The sequence below is a fragment of the Alkalibacter saccharofermentans DSM 14828 genome (genome assembly GCF_900128885.1).
Lineage (GTDB): Bacteria > Bacillota > Clostridia > Eubacteriales > Alkalibacteraceae > Alkalibacter > Alkalibacter saccharofermentans.
Window position 1 is genome coordinate 1 of record NZ_FQTU01000010.1, and the last position, 21,514, is coordinate 21,514.

Genomic DNA, 21,514 nt, shown 5'->3' on the forward strand with positions numbered 1-21,514 from the left:
TCGTATTATTGGCCTTAATTCATCAGTCTTATTGGGTCTACTTGCCTTATGCTTTTGCTCATTGAAGTCATCCATCTCTATGTATCTTTTCACTGTGCGATAGTTCTTGCCGGTCATTCCACTTATCTGTGCATAAGTTTTTCCTTCTAAAAAGTATAATTCTCGGATATAATTGATTTGAGTAATTGTCAGCACTTCCTTTCCTCCCTACAAGTTTAGTCACTTAATAGGGTATTATTTAAGGTTTGTACTGGCAATTACTTTTTGTATTTTTGGTTGCCATTTATTGCAGTTCTAGATTACCATAAACACGACTCTCAGAGAAAGATCGGTGATGATTTAAATATTTCACGTACAACTGTAAAAAGTACATAGATGAAGTACATAAATGAAGTGAAAGCTAAGTTCAAGGGATTAGATCAATTAGGTAATGACGAAGAAAAAACAGAGAAAAGATATTTTTTTGAATTAAAATAGTTATCGAATATTTGAAAATATCGAATTTAATAGTACGATTAAACCAAACTACAAATCAAAAGCAGGAACGGTCTTGTTTCGAAATGTTATTTTGGTTCATAAACTGGTTGTAAGTCTTTTGAAACCCTTGTATTTTAAAGGGAAGAGCGAGCTAGTCTGTAAGCCGAGTTCTGTATTAGATGACCATCTATCTAGGCCTTCCGTCACCGAAAGGCTCAAGCGACCTACCATTGGACACAGCGGGCCACTGCTTTTTTTGTCCTAACTTGGTCTTGCACCAGGTGGGGTTTACATAGCCGATCAGTTACCTGATCGCCGGTGAGCTCTTACCTCACCCTTTCATCCTTACCCGACGCATAAAAATGTATAACTTACATACAATGTTATTGAATTTTTAATTCAGATATTATATAAATAAAGTTATCGTAGATATACATTGTTATGCGCCGGGCGGTTTCCTTTCTGTTGCACTTTCCTTGGAGTTGCCTCCACCGGGGGTTACCCGGCACCCTGCCCTATGGAGCTCGGACTTTCCTCGTGAGCGTCCTTGCGGAACATGCCCACGCGATCATCTGACTTGCTCGCTCTCCAATGTATTATGATATCATATATAAAGACGTCGCACAAGAAATTGTGAAAGAAAAGCCTTGGGAGGAACTATGAAGAAAATATTAAATATAAATGGTCGTACCGTGGAATATGAATTGATCAGGCGAAAAAGAAAGACTGTTGAGTTGAAGCTGGATCCCGAAAAAGGTCTTGTGGTCATCGCGCCAAATGTTGCATCCATAAAAGCTGTAGAAGAACTGATATCTAAAAAAAGCAAATGGATATTTGATAAAATCGATTATATGGAGAAAAAGAAGGAAAAACGACAGGTTAGAAAATTTGAAACTGGAGAGAAATTCATGTTTCTAGGTTGTGAATATGCTTTGGAGGTAATTGAAACTGATTTAAATGCTGCCAGACTTCAACTGGTAGAAGGTCGATTTTTATTGGAACACCCAGGATGTGAAACTAGCTTGCTAAAAGAAATTTTTGCGGGATGGTATAAAAAATGCGCTCAAAAAATTCTGATTGAAAGTGTGGATAAGCATTCCATTTACTTTGATGTGGCACCAAAGCAAATAAAGGCAAAGGAACAGAAAAGAATCTGGGGTAGTTGTACCCATGATAACAAGCTTTTGTTCAACTGGAGGCTTGTAATGGCTCCAAAATGGGTCATTGATTACGTAGTGGTCCATGAAATGTGCCATATGGTTCATAAAAACCATTCAAAAGATTTTTGGGGCTTGGTGGAGAAAATTTATCCCAGGTTCAAAGACGCAAAAGATTGGCTTAAGGAAAATTCCTTGGCGCTGGACATCGTCCACTGATATAATAATTGTTGATAAGTGATTGCAGCAATTTTTAGAAAAGGGGGAAAACAATGAGTGAGATAATGATTTTTGGACACAAAAATCCGGATACAGACAGCGTAACTTCGGCTATAGTGATGTCTAAATTTAAAAACAAGATTGGTTTCAACACTAAACCGTTTATTTTAGATGAAATGAGCAAGGAAAGCAAATACGTATTGGATTACTTTGGTGTTGAAGAACCCGAAATTCTTGATAATGTAAAAATACAAATGAAAGACTTGAATTATGACAGAGTAAAAGCCTTTACACACGATAATTCCATATATGATGCGTATTTGCATATGGGAAAAAACAGAGTAAGGACTTTGCCGGTGGTTGACGACATCGGAAAATTATCCGGCATATTAACCATGAAGGATATAGCCATGAGCCTGATAAACAGCGATCAAAGAAGGATAGAAACCACATTTGACAACATACTAGAGGGAATGAAGGGTCGTGTCATCAATAAGTGTGCAGATGATTTAAGTGGTGATGTCATGGTTACTGCATTTCATTTGGATACAATTGAAGAGATGCAGCTATTTACCGAAAATTCCATAGTCATCGTAGGCGACAGATTTGATATTATAAAATTTGCCATAGAGAAAAAGGTCAAGCTGATAATAGTTACCGGTAAAGCAGAATTAGACGAGAAGATAACAAGGGCGGCTAAAGATAACCGTGTGAATATGATATTGACAAAGTTTGATACGTATGAGGCCACTAAAACGATATTTTTGACAAATTTCGTTAAGAACATAATGGTAAAAGAGAATATACTGTCTTTTTCGGAAGAAGATTATCTGGATGATTGTAGGGACATAATAAAAGATTCAGACCATTCCAAATTCCCCCTAGTGGGCAAAAATGGCAAATATTTAGGCATAGTTAGCAGAAGCCACATAATCAGCCCTGCAAAGAAGAGGGTAATTCTAGTTGATCACAATGAATATGCCCAAAGTGCAGAGGGGATTTTCGAAGCAGATATTTTGGAAGTCGTCGATCACCACAAAATAGGGGATATATCGACTACCCTCCCGATCGCATTTCGAAATCAACCGGTAGGCAGCACCAACACAATTCTTTACAATATGTTCAGAGAAGCTGGCATAGAAATGGAAAAGGAAGAAGCGGGGTTGATGCTTTCGGGGATAGTGTCAGATACCTTGTTGTTAAAGTCACCCACAACTACGGAAAATGATATCGAAGCAGTTGAAAATCTGGTTAAAGTTACAGGGATAGACTTAAATGATTTTGCTATGGAAATGTTTAAAAAAGGAACGGACATATCAGGTAAATCTGTTGAAGAAGTCTTCTTCTCTGATTACAAGGAATTTGTTTTAGAGGGCATGAAAACAGGTATTTCCCAAGTATTTACCTTGAACATAGATGCCATTAGCGAAAATGTCGAAGAGTATCTGTCGTTTATAAACAACCTAAACAAAAACAGAAATCACTATCTGACCTTGTGCATAATAACCGACATTATAAAGCAAGGCTCGTATATACTTTATAATGCCAACAATAAGTCCATAGATAGTATATTTGAAAAAGAGATGTATCAAGGCATCTTCATCGATGGATGGGTATCGAGAAAGAAACAGATTATACCGGTTATAAGTGAAGGTATAAAGAAAATCATCAATAAGTAAAGGGGGTGTCAGTAAATGGCAGTAGAAAAGACTTTGGTTATACTGAAGCCTGATGCAGTCAAAAGAAGGCTTGTAGGAGAAATAATATCCGCTATAGAAAATAAAGATCTTTCAATAACTTACATGGAAATCAAGGATTTGAGTGATGAAGATTTAAATTATCACTATCATGAACACATTGACAAGCCATATTTTCCATCTTTGATGGAGTACATGCAAAGCGGATCTGTTGTCATATTGGTCGTTGAAGGAGAAAATGCCATAAAAGTCACAAGAAAGCTCTCGGGATCTACAGATCCCTTGGATGCTGAGTCAGGTTCCATTAGGGGTAAGTATGCCATCAGCAAAACAAAAAATATAATACATGCTTCTGACAGCGAGAAAAGTGCTGTAAGGGAAACAAGCTTCTTTGTTGAAGGTAAAAAAGAGTAAAAAAATCGGCCCACCAATCGGTGGGCCTTATGATTTTAATATCTAAAGATTGCGGCGCAGTTTTCCGTGTCCGGCATTTGATTCCTATCAAGAACGTAAACCTTGCCTCCGGTCTTGAAGGTATTAACGGCAGCGAAGTTTATTAAATCTTCAGAGTCAGGATTGTGGTCCTTATGGAAAGCTGAATCCAGCTCCACGTTGTACATGCCGGGAATGAACATCCCTTGGGTGGCGAACAATATCCTAATCTTTCCTTTTGCTGCTGCCGATGCAATCTCTTCTATGGTGTCACCGGTTTTGTCGGAAGAAGACAAATTGTGATATAACTCCAGGTCACTTGCCACGAATTTATCGAAGAACTCCTGTGCCAGCGGATATGCCTTTTCATGAAGCTGTTTCTCTGATAGTATGTCGGTGTTGCCGGATACTTCTTTGTCTATTAAATGCAAGTTGGAATTGACTTTCCTGAATATCGCAGTAAGAAATTCGACACCGGCCAACACCACAGGCGTATCTTTGTCTTTTATTAAGCTTGCAAGTCCGGAATCAAGCATCTCCATGAATCTCCAGATGTTTGTCTTATGCTCGTCCTTTCCGTCATTTTGACCTCTATTATAGACCCCGGGGCTTCCATCTCCGGTGCTGCCAGGGCTGCGCATGACATATTGGTTTTTCTTTTCGATATCGTCATACTGCAGTGCTTCATCTAGGCTTGTAGGCAGAGAAGCTATGTCTATTTCATCACAATCCAGCAAATCACAATGTAAAAGCCTGACCTTGTTTTGACTTAGGGCCAATATATAGAATTTGCTATCAAATGAAAATAGCTTAAATAGAGGCACCAGATAAAATTTTGGCCCGATAAACGTAGTGGGTTCGATTGGGAAAGGAAGCTTAATGGTTGTTATATTGCTGCCGACCACAAATACTGCCGCGCTTTCATCAGGGCTAGTCCAAAACTTAGGTGTTTCAAGCAGCTTGACTGCCGGAGCGATCAAACTGTCTACGTTCTTTTGAGCAATTCCATGCTCGATCAGCTCGCTTTCAACCTTTTTAATCTGGTTTTTAAATAAAACCTTGGTTTTATCAGCTTCTGTTGGCGCCTTCTCCATAGGAAGATAGATACTTATGCAGTTTTGGTTTTCGGTGTTGATCAATTCATCTAGTTGAACTCTTGTTAGTAGGTTCATCCTAAAACCTCCTCAACGATTTGTTTTACTTTATTCAATAAATACCCGAATAGTGATGGCTTTAACCAAAATAAGCTTAAAGGTTTTTGCGTTAACTTACTATCAATCGTTGAAAACCTATACATTGGTATGTTATATTTAAAGAGAAATTATTGCAAAACGACATGTATATACATGTATCTATCGCAGGGAACGCGAATTATAACAAGGCAAATTGCGAGGAGGAAGAACATGGCCAATAAAAAGCTTTCTTACAAAGATGCGGTTTTAAGCAAGGAGCATTTTTCTGTTACTTGGGAATTGGTACCGGGAAGAGGGTCTACAGAGCCAGCCCAAGATCAAGTTATTGAAACGGCTAAATTGGCTGTTGATGATCCTAGGATAAACGCATTTACAATTACCGAGAACCCCAGTGGGAAACCTGCAATATTACCTTATCCACTGGCAAAACAAATACTTGATGAAACTGGTGGAGAGACGCTTATTCACTTTACCTGTAAAGATAAAAACCGAAATGAAATTGAAAGTCAGCTTCATGCCATGAATAGATCCGGGCTCAAAAACTTGCTGATAATGACAGGTGATTATACCACCGAAGGATATGCAGGAAGACCGAAGCCTGTTTTCGACATAGATGCGGTTCATACTTTAAAAATGATAAAAAAAATGAATCAAGGATACGAAATACCTGTTAGAAAGGGTACAAAGAAGCTAAATGAAACGGATTATTTTACCGGAGCGGTAGTGTCACCCTTTAAATCCACTGAACCTGAGCAGATGGCCCAATATTATAAAATGCACCAAAAGGTGGATAACGGTGCAAGCTACCTTATTACCCAGCTTGGTTATGATGCAAGGAAATTTGACGAGCTGAGAAGATATGCCGACAGATATGAATTGGGCGTGCCCCTTATAGGAAATATTTTTGTACTGTCGTTGCCGGTAGCGAAAATGATGAACAAGAACTTGATACCAGGATGTGTAGTTACCGATAAAATGATAAGGGACATGGAAGATGAAAAGGGCAAGTATCCTGACAACAAGAAAAGACAGCTTTTAAGGGCTGCCAAGCTCTACGCAGTATTGAAAGGACTTAAGTATGATGGCGCAACCATTGCAGGGCATGGCATGAGCTATGATGATCTTTGCTGGATCTTGGATAAAGGGGAAGAGCTCCTGCTTGATTGGCAGGAAATAGCTAAAGAATTCGACTATCCTATGGATAACGGCTTTTACTATTTCGAGAAAGATCCTGCTACAGGGTTGAATACAGATGTTCCGGTGGATAGGTCGAAAACCGGACACAAAAGGAATTCATTGTTCGATAGGATGTTTGGGTTGGTTCATAAACTCGTTTTCAAGGAGAGCGCGCTCTTTTATCCCATGGTCAAGTTCTTTGCAAAAAAAATTGATAAAAACTTTTTGAACAAGCCGTTTACATGGTTTGAGTACTATACTAAAACTTTTACAAATGAATGCAGGTTTTGCGGAGATTGTGTAATGCACGAGATAGGGTTTCAATGTCCAATGTCAAAGTGTCCCAAAAGTCAGCGAAACGGTGCCTGCGGTGGTGGCAGGGATGGTTGGTGCGAGGTTTATCCCGGAAAACAAAAGTGTATTTACGTAGTGATGTACGAAAAGCTTAAGGCCCACGAAAAGGAATATACCATGAAGCTAAGATATGCTCCTCCGTGCAACTGGGATCTTTACAAGACTTCTTCATGGCTTAATTTCTTTAATGAGAGGGATTACAACTACAGAAAAGACGAATGATTACGGAAGGCCGAGTTTAATCGGCCTCTATTTAATTTAGCAAAGGTTTACATTGACATTTGCCTTTACATTTGTTCACTGCTGATATATTGTTAAGTTATTGGTATTATAGAACGAATTTTAAGGAGGAAATAAAATGTTGTATTTATTGGATACCGCCGATGTGGATGCTATAGAAAAGATAATGGATTGCTATCCTATAGCCGGTGTAACTACAAATCCTACTATTATTGCTAAAAGAGGAAAAAACGTAATTGAGACCATCAAGGAAATCAGAAATCTAATTGGGGACGAAAAAATGCTTCACGTTCAGACCTTGGGGGAAACAGCCGAGGAAATGGTGAGAGAAGCAAATATATTAAGAGATGCTGTAAAAGGCGATTTCTATGCTAAAATTCCGGTTAATGAGCAGGGTCTTAAAACCATGCAGCTGCTTAAAAAAGACGGATTCAATATAACGGCAACTGCAATATTCACTCAGCAGCAAGCTCTTATAGCGAGCGTGGCTGGTGCTGACTTCGTAGCTCCTTATGTAAATAGACTTGACAACATATCTTCAAGTGGAATCAAGGTCGTTGAAGACATAGTTCAGCTAATTAAAACTTACGGATTAAACACAAAAGTGTTGGCAGCCAGTTTTAAAAACGTGGAGCAAGTCCACCAGGTAAGTCTTTCCGGAGCACATTCAGTAACTATTAATCCGGATATCTGCGGTAATTTGATCTACCATCCTTTGACACAAGAAAGCATCATCGACTTCATACTTGACGGATACACTTATTATAATCTGTAAACATAAATAGCACATATTATAAGCTCCCAATTTTAATCTGACCCTCAAAAGTTAGACGTATATCAAGCAACTATTAAGGATTGAATTCTGTACTCTACAGGACTCAATTCTTTTAGGTTGCGATTGATTCTCTTCGCATTATACTATTCTATATAATTAACTAATTCTCGTTGAGACTCCTAATTTCTTGCTAATACTGCGTATGCTTATTTTATCAGCAATATATTTTTCGATGTATTCGATTTTCAACTTGCTACTAATTATATTTCTAGGAATAAGAAAAACTCCTCTTCTGTTTTACAAAGACCATGTTATTTAAATTTCGTTCTTTATGGTGCATATACAGCTTGTTTTATGATGACGTCCAACCTGCTTTCTCAACCTTGCAAATTAAGAAAACATCTAAATCGACCATACGCGAACCCCTGGCATCAAAATAGCTCTGTTGCGTTTACGGAAAAATGCCTTTAGACTTGTTTCAGTAAACCGATATTTTTTTTATTTCCACACATCGTATTTTACTCTCAAATCCCAAAATGTCTTTAGTTCAAGCCTTTTTCGTCACTCTTGATACCAATACTACCGTCTCAACGTGGGGGGTATTTGGGAACATATCGACACAGCAAACGCGCTTTATAGCGTAACCGGCTTCTAAAAATCTAGGGAGGTCACGGGCGAGGGAGGTTGGCTTGCAGGATACGTAGACAAATGATTCAGGATTGAATGCAATTATTTTATCAATAGCTTTAACATGTATGCCGTCTCTTGGAGGATCTAGAATTATGACATCGGGCTTATCTTCGAGCTTAGAAACTTCCTCCATTACATCACCGCAAATAAATTGTGCATTGTCAATGCCATTTAATCTAGCGTTTTCATTGGCTGCTGCCACCGCGTCAGCTACTATCTCTATGCCGGTTACGAAATCATGATTTTTAGCCAGTATCTGGGTTATGGTGCCTGTTCCACAGTAAAGGTCGAATATATGCTTGGCTGAACTTGAACCAGCATAATCTACTACCACGTCGTATAGCACCTCGGCCCCAAGAGTATTGGTTTGGAAAAATGAGCGTGGAGTTACTTTAAACTTGAGCCCGTTGATTTCATCGTATATGTAATCTTGTCCATATAGGACCTTGCTGGTATCCTCCTGAACTACATCGGAAAGGGAGTCGTTTTGCGTATGAATTATTCCTTTTATGGTTGCATCCACATCTGCGTTTTCTAATGCTTCTAAAAACCCGATTTCATTTAGAGTGTTTTGAGAGCTCGTTACAAGCTCAATCAATAGCTCGTTGGTCTTTATGCCTTTTCTTACAACCAGATGGCGAAGGAAACCTTCATGAGATCTTTTGTGATAATAGTCGTATTCGTTGAATCGAGAAAATTCTAGAACAGCTTTAAGGATTTTGTTAAAGTCCTTGTCAACCAGCATACATTCGGAGGCATCGATGATGTCGTACATGCTACCCCTTTTATGGAGACCAAGCATTAGGGGACCTTCCTTGTAGCTGTCGCCAAAAGAAAATTCCATCTTGTTTCGATAACTAAATTCTTGAGGCGAGGGCAATACTCCTTCAAAAGCTTCTTCGATATTAAAATCTGATAAAATCTCTTTTACGAAGCTTTCTTTGAGTTTCAACTGATCAGCATATGCCAGATTTTGATAAGTGCATCCACCACAGCTTCCAAATTCAGGGCAAGGAGCCTCGATTTGATTTGGAGCAGGAGTTATGACCTCTAGCAAAGTGCCTTCAATTTTGCTTTTTCTCTTCTTTTTTATACGGATTCGGACCTCTTGGCCGGGAAGAGTGTTGTGGACGATTATTTTTTTATCTTCAAGGATGCTTTGGCCCCTATTTGGGAATTTCAAATCCTCTATTTTAAGTTCAATTATTTCACCTTTTTTTACCATGTTGACCTCCAAATTTGTTTTCATCTAACATTATAATATATTAACAGGAAAAGCGGTAGAATCAAAGCAAATTTAGAAGATTGAATATGTTTTACAAACCGCACCAATTACATGCACATTGTTATTGTACTTTTCATATTATGGGTTAATACAAAATGTATTGCTTATCACGCTTTAATTTGATATAATTCAGTCTTATGGTCAACGGAGCGGAATCGTTATTTAATGAATACAGTGTTGTTTTACGAAAAATAGGCACACATATAGCGTTTTAGCATGGATATACTGGATGAGATACCCTGTTTACTGGACGGGGTTTTTTTATGGTCAATTTCAGGGATAAAGACAATTAAGAAAGACAATATAAGGAGATGGTTCAATGATTAAACATTTTGTAAAGAAAAATAATGGCAGGTTAACCCACTTGGCAAAGCAGTTTGGGAAAAACAAAGTAATGATCAAAAATGATATTTTGGCGGGATTAACAGTAGCCCTGGCTCTGATTCCCGAATCGGTAGCATTTGCGTTTGTAGCAGGTGTAAGTCCTATTCTTAGTTTGCAAACAGCTGTCATGATAGGGTTTGTGGCGGCAATATTTACAGGGAGACCAGGGATGATCAGCTCGTCAACGGCTGCTATTTCAGTTGTGTTTGCATCATTGATCGCACAGCATGGTTTAGAATATCTTTTTGCGACAGTTGTGCTTATGGGGCTTATTCAAATAACCATTGGATTGCTTAAGCTAGGGAAATTTGCAAGGATCATACCTTATTCAGTAATGCTCGGTTTTCTAAACGGCTTATCCATCGTTATGTTCTTAGCTCAATGGGCGCAGTTTAAGGTAGATCAAGTTGTCGTGGTAAATGGCGCTGAAACGATAGAGAAGGTGTGGATGCCACCGACAGATATGGCAATTATGTTGTTCTTTGTGGCAGTAACAATGGCAATTATTCATTTTGTTCCTAAATTCACCAAGGCTGTGCCTTCAAGCTTAGTTGCAATTATCGTGATGACAATTGTTGCAGTCCTGTTAGGCAGAAGCGGCTATCATTTAAGAAATGTACAAGACTTTGCGGGAATGAGGCTGCAAGGGGGATTGCCCCAATTTTATATTCCCCAGGTGGCGATCGGTATAGAAACGCTAAAAATCATTTTTCCATATGCTGTAATCGGGGCATTGGTAGGATTAACAGAAGCAGTATTGACTCTGAGAGTTATTGATGAAATGACAGATACAAGAGGTAGAACCAACAAAGAGTGTGTGGCTCAAGGGATTGCCAATACTATAAATGGTTTCTTTGGTGGCATGGGGGGAGACGCTATGATAGGGCAGTCCATAATAAATGTTAAATCAGGCGGCAGAACCAGATTATCATCAATCGTGGCACCGGTAGCATTACTAATATTCATTATGTTTGGATCAAGCTTAGTTAATGTGATTCCACTGGCTGCTCTGGTGGGAGTTATGTTCATGGTAGTAGTGGGTACCTTTGAGTGGCAAAGTCTGAAGTATGGCAATAAAATACCTAAGCAAGATTTTACAGTAATAGCTGTAGTGACCGTAGTGACGATCTTTGCAGATTTAGCAACAGCAGTGATTATAGGAGTGGTGTTATCAGCATTGGTTTTTGCTTGGGAAAAAGGCAAAGTCATTTATGTTAATGTAGAAATAGATGACAATGGGGCGAAAACATATAAAATCAATGGATCAATATTTTTTGGATCTGTGTTGAGCTTTAAGGAATTATTTGATGTTAGGAATGACCCGGAGGATGTCATCATTGATTTTAAATATGCTAAAGTAATGGATCATTCAGCAATTGAAGCTATTAATGCCATAGCAGAAAAATATAAAAGTCTAGAAAAGAAGCTAACTTTAATCCGTCTGAGCGAAGATTGTAAAAAACTTTTTAAAAACGCTGAAACCATTGTCTGTGTAAATATTGATGATACTCATAGCGGTGTTTCTAAGTACCAATACGTATAGTAAAACAGATAATCAGATAAGATAGGTTTTGACGTATCGCCCATAGTCTATGGATGCAATAAAAGTTATTTTGTGTAAAAACATGTTGTTATTAGCGTTGTATGATGGGATAATTAGTATATAGCCAGAGAACTGGCCAGCGTGTATATAGAGGAGGGAAGATCATGATGCAGGTAATGAAAAAAATCTCTGTTTTTATGTTGCTCGCGATACTGTTTACGGCTTTATCAGGCTGTACAGCAATAGAACCAGATCCTACCCCGGATCCTGCCGTTTCAGAAGAACTGGCAGGGCTATTGCCGCAAGAGGAAGGTTATGAATGGTCCTATAGCGGTTTTGCAGAATACGGTCATATGATGGTACTCGATTCTATTACAGAAATGGAAGGCAAGCGCACTTACCTAATATCCGGTGAGGTGTCAGATCCTTCCGGCGGCGAAGCACAGCATGATTTTTCTATTTCAATTTCATATATAGTGGATGAAGACAGTTTAGTGCAGGTTAAAACGGAAGAAGCTATGCTGGATTCCAAATTTGATCAATTGACATTGATTAAAACACCATTAGCAGCAGGGACATCATGGCAGGAGCAGGCAACTGATAACGAAGGCAATCAAGCCACAATTACCGGGAAGATAACGGAAGTCAGTGAGGAAGATAATAAAAAGATTTTAACAGTACGCTATGAAGAAGAAAACAGCGAATACTGGGAGGAACGAATAATAAAAGAGGGAGCTGGGATTCAATCCTTTGAGCGTCTTATGGAGCTGGGCGAAGAGCCATTTACTGTTGGATACTATATCTTTGATCCATCTATAGATCCAGGGACAGATCCAGATCCTGAACCGGAAACCTTCGAGTACAACTTAAATCTCTATTTTCCACTTCCTGATGGAAGTGGTGTTCGCCAGGAAAAACGTGTTGTATCGATGACTGATTTGGGTGTTGCCAGAAGAGCCATGAATGAGCTGATTGACGGGCCCCAATCCCAATCTCTAGGTCGTGCAGTACCCAAGGACACGAGGCTCCTTGGCATCCGGATTGAATCTGGAATTTGCTATGTGGATTTTTCTAGTGAATTGAGGGATAATCACTGGGGAGGAACCAGCGGTGAATCATTGACGATTGCAGCAATCGTTAACACATTAACCGATTTCCCGAGCATCGATGAGGTACAAATATTAATTGAAGGCCAGACAGGCGCATCGATAGCAGGTCATATCGAGTTGAGCGAACCGATAGGCCGAATCGAAGATATGATTGAGTAAGGCTGATGATGAGAAATTGCAATTTATCATATCGAGCAGGTGACAAGAAGACCTGGTAAGAGCAGAAAACATTAGGGGCAGGTTTCGACTAATAGGTAAAACAAACAAAATGGGTGCTTAAAAAAGCACCCATTTTGTTGATTTAAGACTAACTATTAATCATAATGTTATCAGTAGACGATAAGATCAAAACGATTCCAACAAAATCAATTCCTAAGTGTCTGAGCACATGCCCAGACACTTAGGAATTGATTTGATTGATTAAAGATTGTTTTAGATCTTCTCTTGACTGTAGGGCATATAATTCGTGACATGAATAAGTAAACTTAATAGTATGAACAGCCTTAGAAGCGGAACCCTTTGCAATTAATTCTGGCCATGAAAGTGAAATTGGTTTAGGATCTGGTTTGAAGAATGCTATGCCGTCTACAGTAAGCAAATGGGTGATTACTGCAGCGGTATAAATATCGAGGGCTTTACCGAAATCCTTAAAATAATTTTTAAGTACCAGCAAAGCATGGAGTCCGGTTATGCAGTGAAGGACCACGATACTTTTTGTATGATTAAATGCAGGAAGACATAAATCTAACAATCCTTGTGCTTTGTTTTCTTCATCTCCATCGATTAAGAACCCTGTATCCAGGTACTCTGGATTTTGATAAAGGGCTTTGATGGTTTGGCCTAAAGTTTTGTTATTTACAAGGATTTTGCTCACTTCAGGATTATTGAACAATTGATTCATATTTTCATGGACTAGCTCCTTTGAAATCTTGCGATAAAAAGGGGTGACTTCCCTATAGGCCGTTACATAATAAGCTAGAGCTCTGGATACTTCCTCTAGAAGTTTTTCATCATAAGAGACCCCTTCAGTAGCATAGGCGAGTCGAATTGTCGCATGAAAAAGACCGGAAGAAACTCCTAAAGGGTAAGTATTTAAGATTGTTTTGATCATATGGTCCATACCTAGATCTTCAAGTTTTTTATTCATTAAGTCTAAGCAAGCTTCATATCGCTCTTTTTTTCCGAGGCACTCTTCTATGGAAGAAACCGGTGCATAGCTGGTGGATACGGAATCGACTTTAAAGTGACAATTGTAATATTCGGTGTAGGATGCAACCTTGCTTAAATCTCCGGTTAATTTGTAAAGAGCTATTTGCCCCATTGGCAGGTGGTTAACAAGCGCTGCCATATAAGGAGACTGCTCTCTTCCGTTCATATTAATTAGTTGACTAAGTGACATGGTTATTCCTCCTATTTTTTACCAGACTATTAAAGTGGCTATTTTAACTTTAAAACCGGGTAGATATAATCTATATTTATCCAAGTATCTGTTGCATAAACCCTATAACACAAGTTGCCGGATATAGAGTAAAAAAATAAAGTCGTGAGAGCAATATTTAAGTTGCAGGGTTCATTGGACTGATAAATGATAGGAAAACAAGGAATGCTGTACATGAAATATGTTCATATTGATAAAAAAAGCTTGAATTATCTAGAAAAGGGTTTAAAATAATTATATAAGCTATTTAAGGAGGCGGATTTTTGAAGCTAAAGTCGCACATCAGTATTGCCAATACAGTGGCAGATCTGTTGGAAGCTCAAATGGACATCAAGATTGACAGAGATTCTATGGAGTTGGGCGCAGTATATCCGGACATGCATTTCATAAGAAGACTTAAAATACATAATTTAAATCAGGTTTATACAAATTATTATGCACAATCAAACAACTTTATAAACAAGACAAACAAGCTTAGCTTATCATTTTCTTTGGGCATGTTGTCCCATTATATATGTGATACGTTTTGCATAGCCCACAACAAGAAAATGAGATCATACAAAGATTTTAAAGGTCATGTAGCGTATGAGCTACAGCTTTCGAAAGCTATTGAAGACCACCGGGTGGATGTTGGAATCGAAGAAAAAATCAGACTTAACTCTGACAAGGTGTTGGGATTTGACTTAGAATCTTTCTTGACTGAGACAAAAGATGAATATCTGAAAATGTCTGAGGAGACAGAAGACCCTCTGCAATGCAACTTAGATATAGAGTATTCAATAATGGTCAACGTTATAGTAATGATGGGTTTTATTTATGAACTTCAGGAAGCACAGTGTCCTGTCATCGAGACCATAGCTATATAATCTTGAATGATAAAATCAGCTGCACGGCAAGTGTATCTGATTTTTTTTGCAGAAGCATGTTAAGCATATTAATGAAAGCAGGTATCAAAATGGTGAGAAAAGCGGTAAAGGATGCAAAAAGAATAGTAATAAAAATTGGGACCACCTCCATAACATATCCATCGGGCAATATTAATTTAAGGAAAATGGAGGGCCTAGCCAGAATCATATCGGATCTGCAAAACAGCGGCAAGGAAGTCGTGCTTGTTTCCTCCGGTGCGATTGGTGCGGGCATGGACAGGATGGGGTTTATGCAAAAGCCTCAAGAACTAAAGGAAAAGCAGGCAACTGCTGCAGTGGGGCAGGCTATACTCATGCAGCTTTACCAAAAGTTTTTTGGTGAATACAATCAATCTATAGCTCAAATCCTATTGACTGCAGATGTATTTGGATCAAAAATCAAAAGGACTAACACCTTCAACACCTTCGATACCCTTTTTAAATTTGGGGTTGTTCCGATAGTCAACGAAAATGATGCCATTTCTACCGAGGAAATCCAAGAGGAATGCTTTGGAGACAATGACACATTGTCGGCGATGGTAGCTGTACTGGTTAATGCAGATCTGCTTATGATTCTTTCTGATGTTGAGGGATTATATGATTGCAATCCCGTTAAAAATCCTGACGCAAAGCTCATAACCTATGTTGAAAAGATGACTGAAGATTTGGTTTCAGTGGCTGAGACTACTGACAGCAAGGTGGGTACCGGAGGAATGATTACTAAGCTCTTGGCCTCCAAGATAACCTCTAGAAAGGGAATTCATACGATCTTGGCAGGATCAAAGGATCTAAATAAGATTTATGATATTTTGGAAGGGAAAGAAGTAGGCACTTTCATAAAATGATTCAAGGGCATCCGAAAATACTTTATCGGCTGCCCTTGATTATATTTTGCACAGAAAAGGAGACGAAATGATAAGAAAATTTTCAAAATTTTATATCCCTCACATGAAACTTTTTGTTGCGGATTTCTCCAGCGCTTTTTTCATGTCTGTTATCGACTTGATATTTCCAATGTTGGTAGCGATAATTATTGATGATATAATACCAAATAAAAATCTTAATATGATGTACATGACAGCAGGTGTAATGCTGTTTTTATATTTGATACGAGCGGTTCTAAATTACATAGTAAACTATTGGGGACATGTCCTTGGGGTAAGAATCGAAACAGATATGAGAAAAGATCTATTCAATCACGTTCAGAAGCTGTCATTTGGATATTTTGACAAGAACAAAACCGGTCATATCATGTCCAGGCTGGTAAACGATCTTTTTGATATAGCCGAATTTGCACATCACGGTCCCGAAGATGTTTTTATTACGATAATTACTATAGCTGGATCCTTTACGATCATGTTTATTGCCAATTGGCAGCTTGCGTTGATAATATTTGCCTTGGTTCCGATAATGCTTTATTTCACAATAATCAAGAACAAGCAGATGCGCAAGGTTTTTGCCGAAATGAGAATAAAGATCGCAGATATTAACGCACAGATCGAAGACAGCATATCAGGAGTCAGAGTGGTGCAATCTTTTGGAAACGAATGGTATGAACAAAAAAAGTTTGATATCGGAAATCATGATTACCGAAGGACAAAGGAAGAGTCATATAAGATCATGGGAGAGTTTATATCCGGGGTAAATCTTATGGCGAACCTATTATACCTCTCCGTTATTTTTTTCGGCGGTCTGTTTATCTACTACGATCAAATAACTGTTGGAGTGTTGATACAGTATCTGCTGTATGTCGGGATATTCATAGAGCCGATTAAGAGAATAGCAAATTTTGTTGAAACATTTCAAAAGGCTGCTTCAGGGTTTTACAGGTTTGACGAGATAATGATGATTGAACCGGATATAGTAGACAAAAAGAACGCGGTAAAAATAGGCAAGCTCTCCGGTGAATTGGAATTTAGAAATGTAGGATTTAGCTACAATGACAAAGACCTAGTGCTAAAAGGAATAGACTTAAAGATAAATCCCGGGGAGACGGTGGCCTTCGTTGGTCCCTCCGGAGCCGGAAAAACTACCTTATGCAGCTTGATACCAAGGTTTTATGAAGTAGATGAAGGCGAGGTTATAGTCGATGGGAAAGACATAAGGGACATCAAATTGAGAGACTTAAGAGACAACATAGGCATCGTACAGCAAGATGTATTTTTATTTTCAGGAACTATCAGGGAAAATATCATGTACGGAAATACTAATGCTACAAAGGAAGAAGTGATTAATGCGGCCAAGCTTGCAAACGCTCACGATTTCATAATGCAGTTGCCAAACGGGTATGATACTTATACCGGGGAAAGGGGAGTTATGCTCTCCGGCGGACAGAAGCAAAGGATAAGCATTGCAAGGATATTTCTTAAGAATCCCCCAATATTGATATTGGATGAGGCGACATCAAGCCTTGACAATGAAAATGAGAAAATCATCCAGCAGTCTTTTGACCGATTGTCAAAAAGCAGAACGACCCTTGTCATCGCACACAGGTTAGCGACTATAAGGAGCGCAGACAAGATAGTTGTACTGACTGAAGCGGGGATTGAAGAAGAAGGACATCACGAATATCTCTATTCCAAAAACGGAATGTATAAAAAACTCTATGATGCTCAACAGCTGACATAGTGGAAAAACAGCACCAGATCACAATCTGAAGTGCTGTTTTTTGAAATCTTAATTAATTTTACAAGAGTGTTGCTAATTCATTTTTACTTTGATATAATTTCCTTAAGCATACTTAAGTATGTTGTAAAAAAAGGAGGTTTTATAATATGGTTGATTTGAAAAAGATCACAGAGTTAATTGGAAACCTTGAAGAAGAGGAGGTATTAGAGCTTCTAAATGAATTTATATCATCTAATCCTTCAGAAGAAGAAGCGCAAAAGGTAGTAGGTGCCTGTCAGGAGGGTATGGCAGTAGTTGGAGAATTGTTCGAGTCCGGGGAGTATTTCGTAGGAGATTTGATTTTTGCCGGAGAGCTCCTATCAGAGGCAATAGATACATTGAAACCTGTAATTGGCTCAAGTACCACTGAAAAAATCGGAAAGATAGTAATAGGAACAGTCCATGGAGACTTACACGATATAGGTAAAAACATATTCAAGAGCATGTCTGAAGCCGCAGGCTTTGAAATTTTTGATTTAGGAATAGATCAACCTGTAGGTGCGTTTATTGATAAAGTTAAAGAAGTTAAGCCTGAAATAATCGGCATGAGCGGAGTTTTAACCCTAGCCCTTGAATCAATGAAAAACACCGTTGACGGACTAGTTGAAGCGGGATTAAGAGACAGCGTAAAAATAATAATAGGTGGAAATCCTGTAACAAAAGAAGCTTGTGAACACATAGGCGCAGACGCCTTTACCACAAATGCAGCAGAAGGGGTTAAGATCTGTAAAGGGTGGGTGAAATGATATGGCTGATATGAAAAAGAAAAGTCAAGAAATAACCCAGATGTTTAACGATGTTTATGATATGAAAATGCCCAAGAGGGTACCTATAAGTACATGGACAGATATCGCTTATGCAATTGAATATTGCGGCTACGATGTCAGGGAAGCTCAGTGGAACATGGATATAATAGAAAAGGTCATGGATAAAACTACTGAAGATTTCAAAAGCGATGTCGTTCCCACGGTAATGATCAGATTTCCCCAGCTTTATCAAATATTAAAGGCAAAAAACTTCGTGATGGGTTCTGACGGATTCATTCAGCATCCTGAAGTAAGGAGCTTGGAGCCCGAAGATTACCCTGAGTTTAACAAAGATCCATACAAATTCGTCAACGAAAAAGTTCTGCCAAGGCTATATAAAGGATTGGACACTACGCCGGAAAAACGTGCGATGACATTTGCGAAAGCTTTTAAAACCTGGGCTGATTTGATGGGTCAGGTGGGAACGTTTACAGCTAAAGCCGCTGAAAAGCACGGTGTCTCACCAGGTGGAATCGGAATAACTTTAGTTGAAGCACCATTTGACCTTGTAGCAGATCAAATGAGAAGCTTTACAGGCATAACCATAGATATTAAAAGACGAGGGGCAATGGTAGCAGAAGCTTGTGAGGCTGTTCTCCCAATGATGCTTAAAGGTGGGGCGCTGCCAAATTCAAACAGATACAACAGGACATTCATACCCCTTCATATGGGACCTTTCTTAAATGCCAAGGATTTTGAAAAATATTATTGGCCTACATTTAAGAAGCTATGCGATGGTTTGGCTGAAAAAGGAGTTGGAATGAATATTTTCGTTGAGCAGGATTGGATGCGCCATATGGATTATCTGGAAGAACTACCGGAAGGTTGCCTTCTATGGTTCGAATTTGGTGATCCCAAGTTAGTTAAAGACAGACTCGGCAAAAAACAGATTATTTCAGGAATGTATCCAGTAACCCTTCTTAGGACCGGAACGAAACAACAGTGTATAGACAAGGCAAAGGAAGTCATCGATATTTTGGCTCCTGGAGGAAACTATATATTCAACTATGACAAAGATCCACTGATTCTAGCGGATGCAAAGCCAGAAAATATTATAGCGGTCAATGAATTTGTTCGTGAATACGCCGTATATTAAGGGAGGGATCTATAATGGATTATAAATCTGAATTATACACATCATGGCCTGAATACATGGAGGAAAATGATATCAAGCCTGAGCAGGGTGAGGTTATGGCGCCTGCTATACAGTCACAAGAGGAGATGATGTTTGGTTTTATCATGTTTCTGCTGATGTAACATCAAGGGTGCTTCAAGACATTGCGTTTGTAAGCATGGCTCTAAGCGACAAGAAAGGGTGATATGTTGATGAATGAAAAAGAACAAATGTACAATGAACGTGTAGAGAGATTTGTTAAAACAGTCAACCACGAAGAACCCGACAGAGTGCCTGTGTTGTCTTTAGTAGAGACCATGGCGATAGCTTATGCAGGAGCGACAATTGAAGAATGCTTGAAAAGCCATGATGATGAATTCAAAATTTATGGAAAGTTATTTGAGGACGTTTATTTTGATGGAACACTTGGTTTCGGACTTAACAGGGCTATGAATGTGTATAGCGCTTTGGGGGTAAATGCCTACTTTGTAAGCGAGGATGGAACTACCCTTCAACATGGAGAAATATCTCCCATGGCAGACACCGAGTATGATGATTTTATCGAAAACCCCATAAGGTTTGCGAAAAACGTATTGTTTAAACGCAAATACCCAAATTTAAACCTGCCTTATCCTCAAAATAAGGAGGCGATAAAAAATGCGGCACTTGGTCTAGCCGACTTTGGAAAGAAGATGGGCGACGGAGCGGCTTACCTGAAAGACCTTGCAGGGGTTCCTGTGACGGCAGGCAATTATATAATTGCACCTCTTGATCAGATATTTGACTATTTTAGAGGTTTTAGAGGTACGCTTACGGATATGAGAAGAAATCCTGACAAATTACTTGAGGCAACAGACAAGCTTGTTGATTTTTGCATTAGCTTGGCAACTGGAAATGCTCCAAAACTAGAACCTTTTCCATGGGTGTTTTCTCCTTTGCACATACCTACATTTTTAGGACCGGAGCAGTTTGGAAAATTCTATTGGCCAAGCTATAAAAAAATGTTGATGGCTCTCAATGAAAGAGGCGCTAAAGTCTTTATATTTATGGAAGGCTTGTGGGAGCCATATTATGAATTTCTTCAGGAACTGCCGGATAACTTTGCTATTGGAAATCTTGAAAAAGACGACCCAATAAAAGTTAAAAAAATTTTAGGAAAGAAGATAACTATATCAGGAGGCATGCCCTTGGATAAATTAAGATATGAAACCAAGGAGGAATGCATAGATCATGCAAAAAAAATTATCGACAATTGTGCCCCTGGTGGAGGTTTTATTTTTTCAACAAATCTAGCTTTATTGTCGGGTAAAGATGTTAATATTGAAAACTTCAAGGCAGTCAATGAGTTTGTACACGAGTATGGAGTCTATAAATGAGGAGTGAAAAATATGCCGGAAGAAAAAACAATTGAAGAAATAATGGAAGAAGTTAAAAATGAGCTCGACTTCTTACCACCTGATGAAAACATCCGAAACGGCTTCATGGCTGGGCTTACATTTATGATGATCTTATGATTTCACAAGGGGTCGGTTAAGCACCGGCCTCTTTAATGTTGTTTAGAAGAAAGTGTTTATGGTATAAATAGAATATAAGCAAAAGACGAGGTGATATAAATGAAAAGGTTTGTTGTTGCCGTTACCACTCTCGTTTCGGCGGTTCTTATGGTCATGGGTATAATCTATCTAATTCAAAAGAAACAAAATGACAGGATTGGCGGCAGGTTGGTAAAAGTTGACTACAGGTTTAGCAAGGAGTTTGGATAGGAGTAAAATAATAATCTCTGAAAAGGGATTATTTTTTTGTCCTTTTTTTGATGATATTTCCATTTTATTAGTAGATGATAAATAAAAAAC

19 protein-coding genes, 1 other RNA gene and 2 pseudogenes are annotated in these 21,514 nt (G+C 38.7%); 16 read left to right on the plus strand and 6 right to left on the minus strand.

Annotation, left to right across the window (positions count from 1 at the left end; all coding sequences use genetic code 11):
- Both BUB93_RS07505 and rnpB read right to left on the minus strand, forming a co-directional pair.
- Window positions 1-195, minus strand: a pseudogene (locus BUB93_RS07505) (sigma-70 region 4 domain-containing protein); the annotation flags it as partial.
- A 425-nt stretch (window positions 196-620) separates the two neighbouring features.
- Window positions 621-1,061: RNase P RNA component class A (rnpB, locus tag BUB93_RS07510), an RNA gene on the minus strand.
- Between the two features lie 75 nt (window positions 1,062-1,136).
- Between rnpB and BUB93_RS07515 the strand changes: the two genes are divergently transcribed.
- The 3 genes from BUB93_RS07515 to ndk are packed head-to-tail and all read left to right on the plus strand — an operon-like array spanning window position 1,137 to window position 3,964.
- Window positions 1,137-1,853, plus strand: a complete 717-nt coding sequence (locus BUB93_RS07515; RefSeq protein WP_073270738.1) for a M48 family metallopeptidase — start codon at window positions 1,137-1,139, stop codon at window positions 1,851-1,853.
- A 53-nt stretch (window positions 1,854-1,906) separates the two neighbouring features.
- Window positions 1,907-3,532, plus strand: a complete 1,626-nt coding sequence (locus BUB93_RS07520) for a putative manganese-dependent inorganic diphosphatase (protein ID WP_073270740.1) — start codon at window positions 1,907-1,909, stop codon at window positions 3,530-3,532.
- Between the two features lie 15 nt (window positions 3,533-3,547).
- Window positions 3,548-3,964 (plus strand): nucleoside-diphosphate kinase, encoded by a 417-nt coding sequence (gene ndk / locus BUB93_RS07525; RefSeq protein ID WP_073270742.1) that lies wholly within the window; start codon window positions 3,548-3,550, stop codon window positions 3,962-3,964.
- Between the two features lie 35 nt (window positions 3,965-3,999).
- Here the strand turns inward: ndk and BUB93_RS07530 are convergent, their stop codons facing one another.
- Window positions 4,000-5,154, minus strand: coding sequence for a baeRF7 domain-containing protein (locus BUB93_RS07530; protein ID WP_073270744.1), 1,155 nt, complete (start codon window positions 5,152-5,154; stop codon window positions 4,000-4,002).
- Window positions 5,155-5,385: 231 nt separating this feature from the next.
- Between BUB93_RS07530 and BUB93_RS07535 the strand changes: the two genes are divergently transcribed.
- Window positions 5,386-6,927 (plus strand): methylenetetrahydrofolate reductase C-terminal domain-containing protein, encoded by a 1,542-nt coding sequence (locus BUB93_RS07535; RefSeq protein WP_073270747.1) that lies wholly within the window; start codon window positions 5,386-5,388, stop codon window positions 6,925-6,927.
- Between the two features lie 136 nt (window positions 6,928-7,063).
- Window positions 7,064-7,720, plus strand: coding sequence for a transaldolase family protein (locus BUB93_RS07540; RefSeq protein WP_073270749.1), 657 nt, complete (start codon window positions 7,064-7,066; stop codon window positions 7,718-7,720).
- 62 nt (window positions 7,721-7,782) lie between these two features.
- Here BUB93_RS07540 and BUB93_RS11515 read toward each other — a convergent pair.
- Together BUB93_RS11515 and rlmD are read right to left on the minus strand one after the other, a co-directional pair.
- Window positions 7,783-7,863: pseudogene (locus BUB93_RS11515) on the minus strand (IS3 family transposase); the annotation flags it as partial.
- Window positions 7,864-8,267: 404 nt separating this feature from the next.
- Window positions 8,268-9,635 (minus strand): 23S rRNA (uracil(1939)-C(5))-methyltransferase RlmD, encoded by a 1,368-nt coding sequence (gene rlmD / locus BUB93_RS07545; protein ID WP_073270751.1) that lies wholly within the window; start codon window positions 9,633-9,635, stop codon window positions 8,268-8,270.
- A 379-nt stretch (window positions 9,636-10,014) separates the two neighbouring features.
- Between rlmD and BUB93_RS07550 the strand changes: the two genes are divergently transcribed.
- Complete coding sequence (locus BUB93_RS07550; protein WP_084117112.1) at window positions 10,015-11,622, plus strand: SulP family inorganic anion transporter; 1,608 nt, start codon at window positions 10,015-10,017, stop codon at window positions 11,620-11,622.
- Window positions 11,623-11,786: 164 nt separating this feature from the next.
- Window positions 11,787-12,890 carry a GerMN domain-containing protein gene (locus tag BUB93_RS07555; protein ID WP_073270753.1) on the plus strand — a complete coding sequence of 368 codons (1,104 nt, stop codon included), beginning with the start codon at window positions 11,787-11,789 and terminating at the stop codon, window positions 12,888-12,890.
- A 241-nt stretch (window positions 12,891-13,131) separates the two neighbouring features.
- Here the strand turns inward: BUB93_RS07555 and BUB93_RS07560 are convergent, their stop codons facing one another.
- Window positions 13,132-14,130, minus strand: coding sequence for a questin oxidase family protein (locus BUB93_RS07560; protein WP_073270756.1), 999 nt, complete (start codon window positions 14,128-14,130; stop codon window positions 13,132-13,134).
- A 302-nt stretch (window positions 14,131-14,432) separates the two neighbouring features.
- On the opposite strand from BUB93_RS07560, the gene BUB93_RS07565 reads away from it, so the two are divergent.
- The 9 genes from BUB93_RS07565 to BUB93_RS11390 all read left to right on the plus strand — a co-directional run bounded on the left by BUB93_RS07565 (window position 14,433) and on the right by BUB93_RS11390 (window position 21,424).
- Window positions 14,433-15,035 carry a zinc dependent phospholipase C family protein gene (locus tag BUB93_RS07565; protein WP_073270758.1) on the plus strand — a complete coding sequence of 201 codons (603 nt, stop codon included), beginning with the start codon at window positions 14,433-14,435 and terminating at the stop codon, window positions 15,033-15,035.
- Between the two features lie 92 nt (window positions 15,036-15,127).
- On the plus strand, window positions 15,128-15,919 hold the full coding sequence (gene proB, locus BUB93_RS07570) for a glutamate 5-kinase (RefSeq protein ID WP_479722685.1): 792 nt from the start codon (window positions 15,128-15,130) through the stop codon (window positions 15,917-15,919).
- A gap of 67 nt (window positions 15,920-15,986) precedes the next feature.
- Window positions 15,987-17,702 (plus strand): ABC transporter ATP-binding protein, encoded by a 1,716-nt coding sequence (locus tag BUB93_RS07575; protein WP_073270762.1) that lies wholly within the window; start codon window positions 15,987-15,989, stop codon window positions 17,700-17,702.
- Between the two features lie 146 nt (window positions 17,703-17,848).
- A complete protein-coding gene (locus BUB93_RS07580) occupies window positions 17,849-18,487 on the plus strand; it encodes a cobalamin B12-binding domain-containing protein (protein WP_073270763.1) in 639 nt (212 codons plus the stop codon).
- Window position 18,488: 1 nt separating this feature from the next.
- Complete coding sequence (locus BUB93_RS07585; protein ID WP_084117114.1) at window positions 18,489-19,643, plus strand: uroporphyrinogen decarboxylase family protein; 1,155 nt, start codon at window positions 18,489-18,491, stop codon at window positions 19,641-19,643.
- Window positions 19,644-19,657: 14 nt separating this feature from the next.
- A complete protein-coding gene (locus BUB93_RS11445; RefSeq protein WP_200789467.1) occupies window positions 19,658-19,804 on the plus strand; it encodes a hypothetical protein in 147 nt (48 codons plus the stop codon).
- A 69-nt stretch (window positions 19,805-19,873) separates the two neighbouring features.
- Entirely contained in the window at window positions 19,874-21,037 is a 1,164-nt protein-coding gene (locus BUB93_RS07590; RefSeq protein WP_073270765.1) for a uroporphyrinogen decarboxylase family protein, read from the plus strand.
- Window positions 21,038-21,049: 12 nt separating this feature from the next.
- Window positions 21,050-21,175: a hypothetical protein gene (locus BUB93_RS11510; RefSeq protein WP_278278381.1), complete on the plus strand. Its 126-nt coding sequence runs from the start codon at window positions 21,050-21,052 to the stop codon at window positions 21,173-21,175.
- A 99-nt stretch (window positions 21,176-21,274) separates the two neighbouring features.
- A complete protein-coding gene (locus BUB93_RS11390) occupies window positions 21,275-21,424 on the plus strand; it encodes a hypothetical protein (RefSeq protein WP_159432072.1) in 150 nt (49 codons plus the stop codon).
- The last annotated feature ends 90 nt before the right edge of the window (window positions 21,425-21,514 follow it).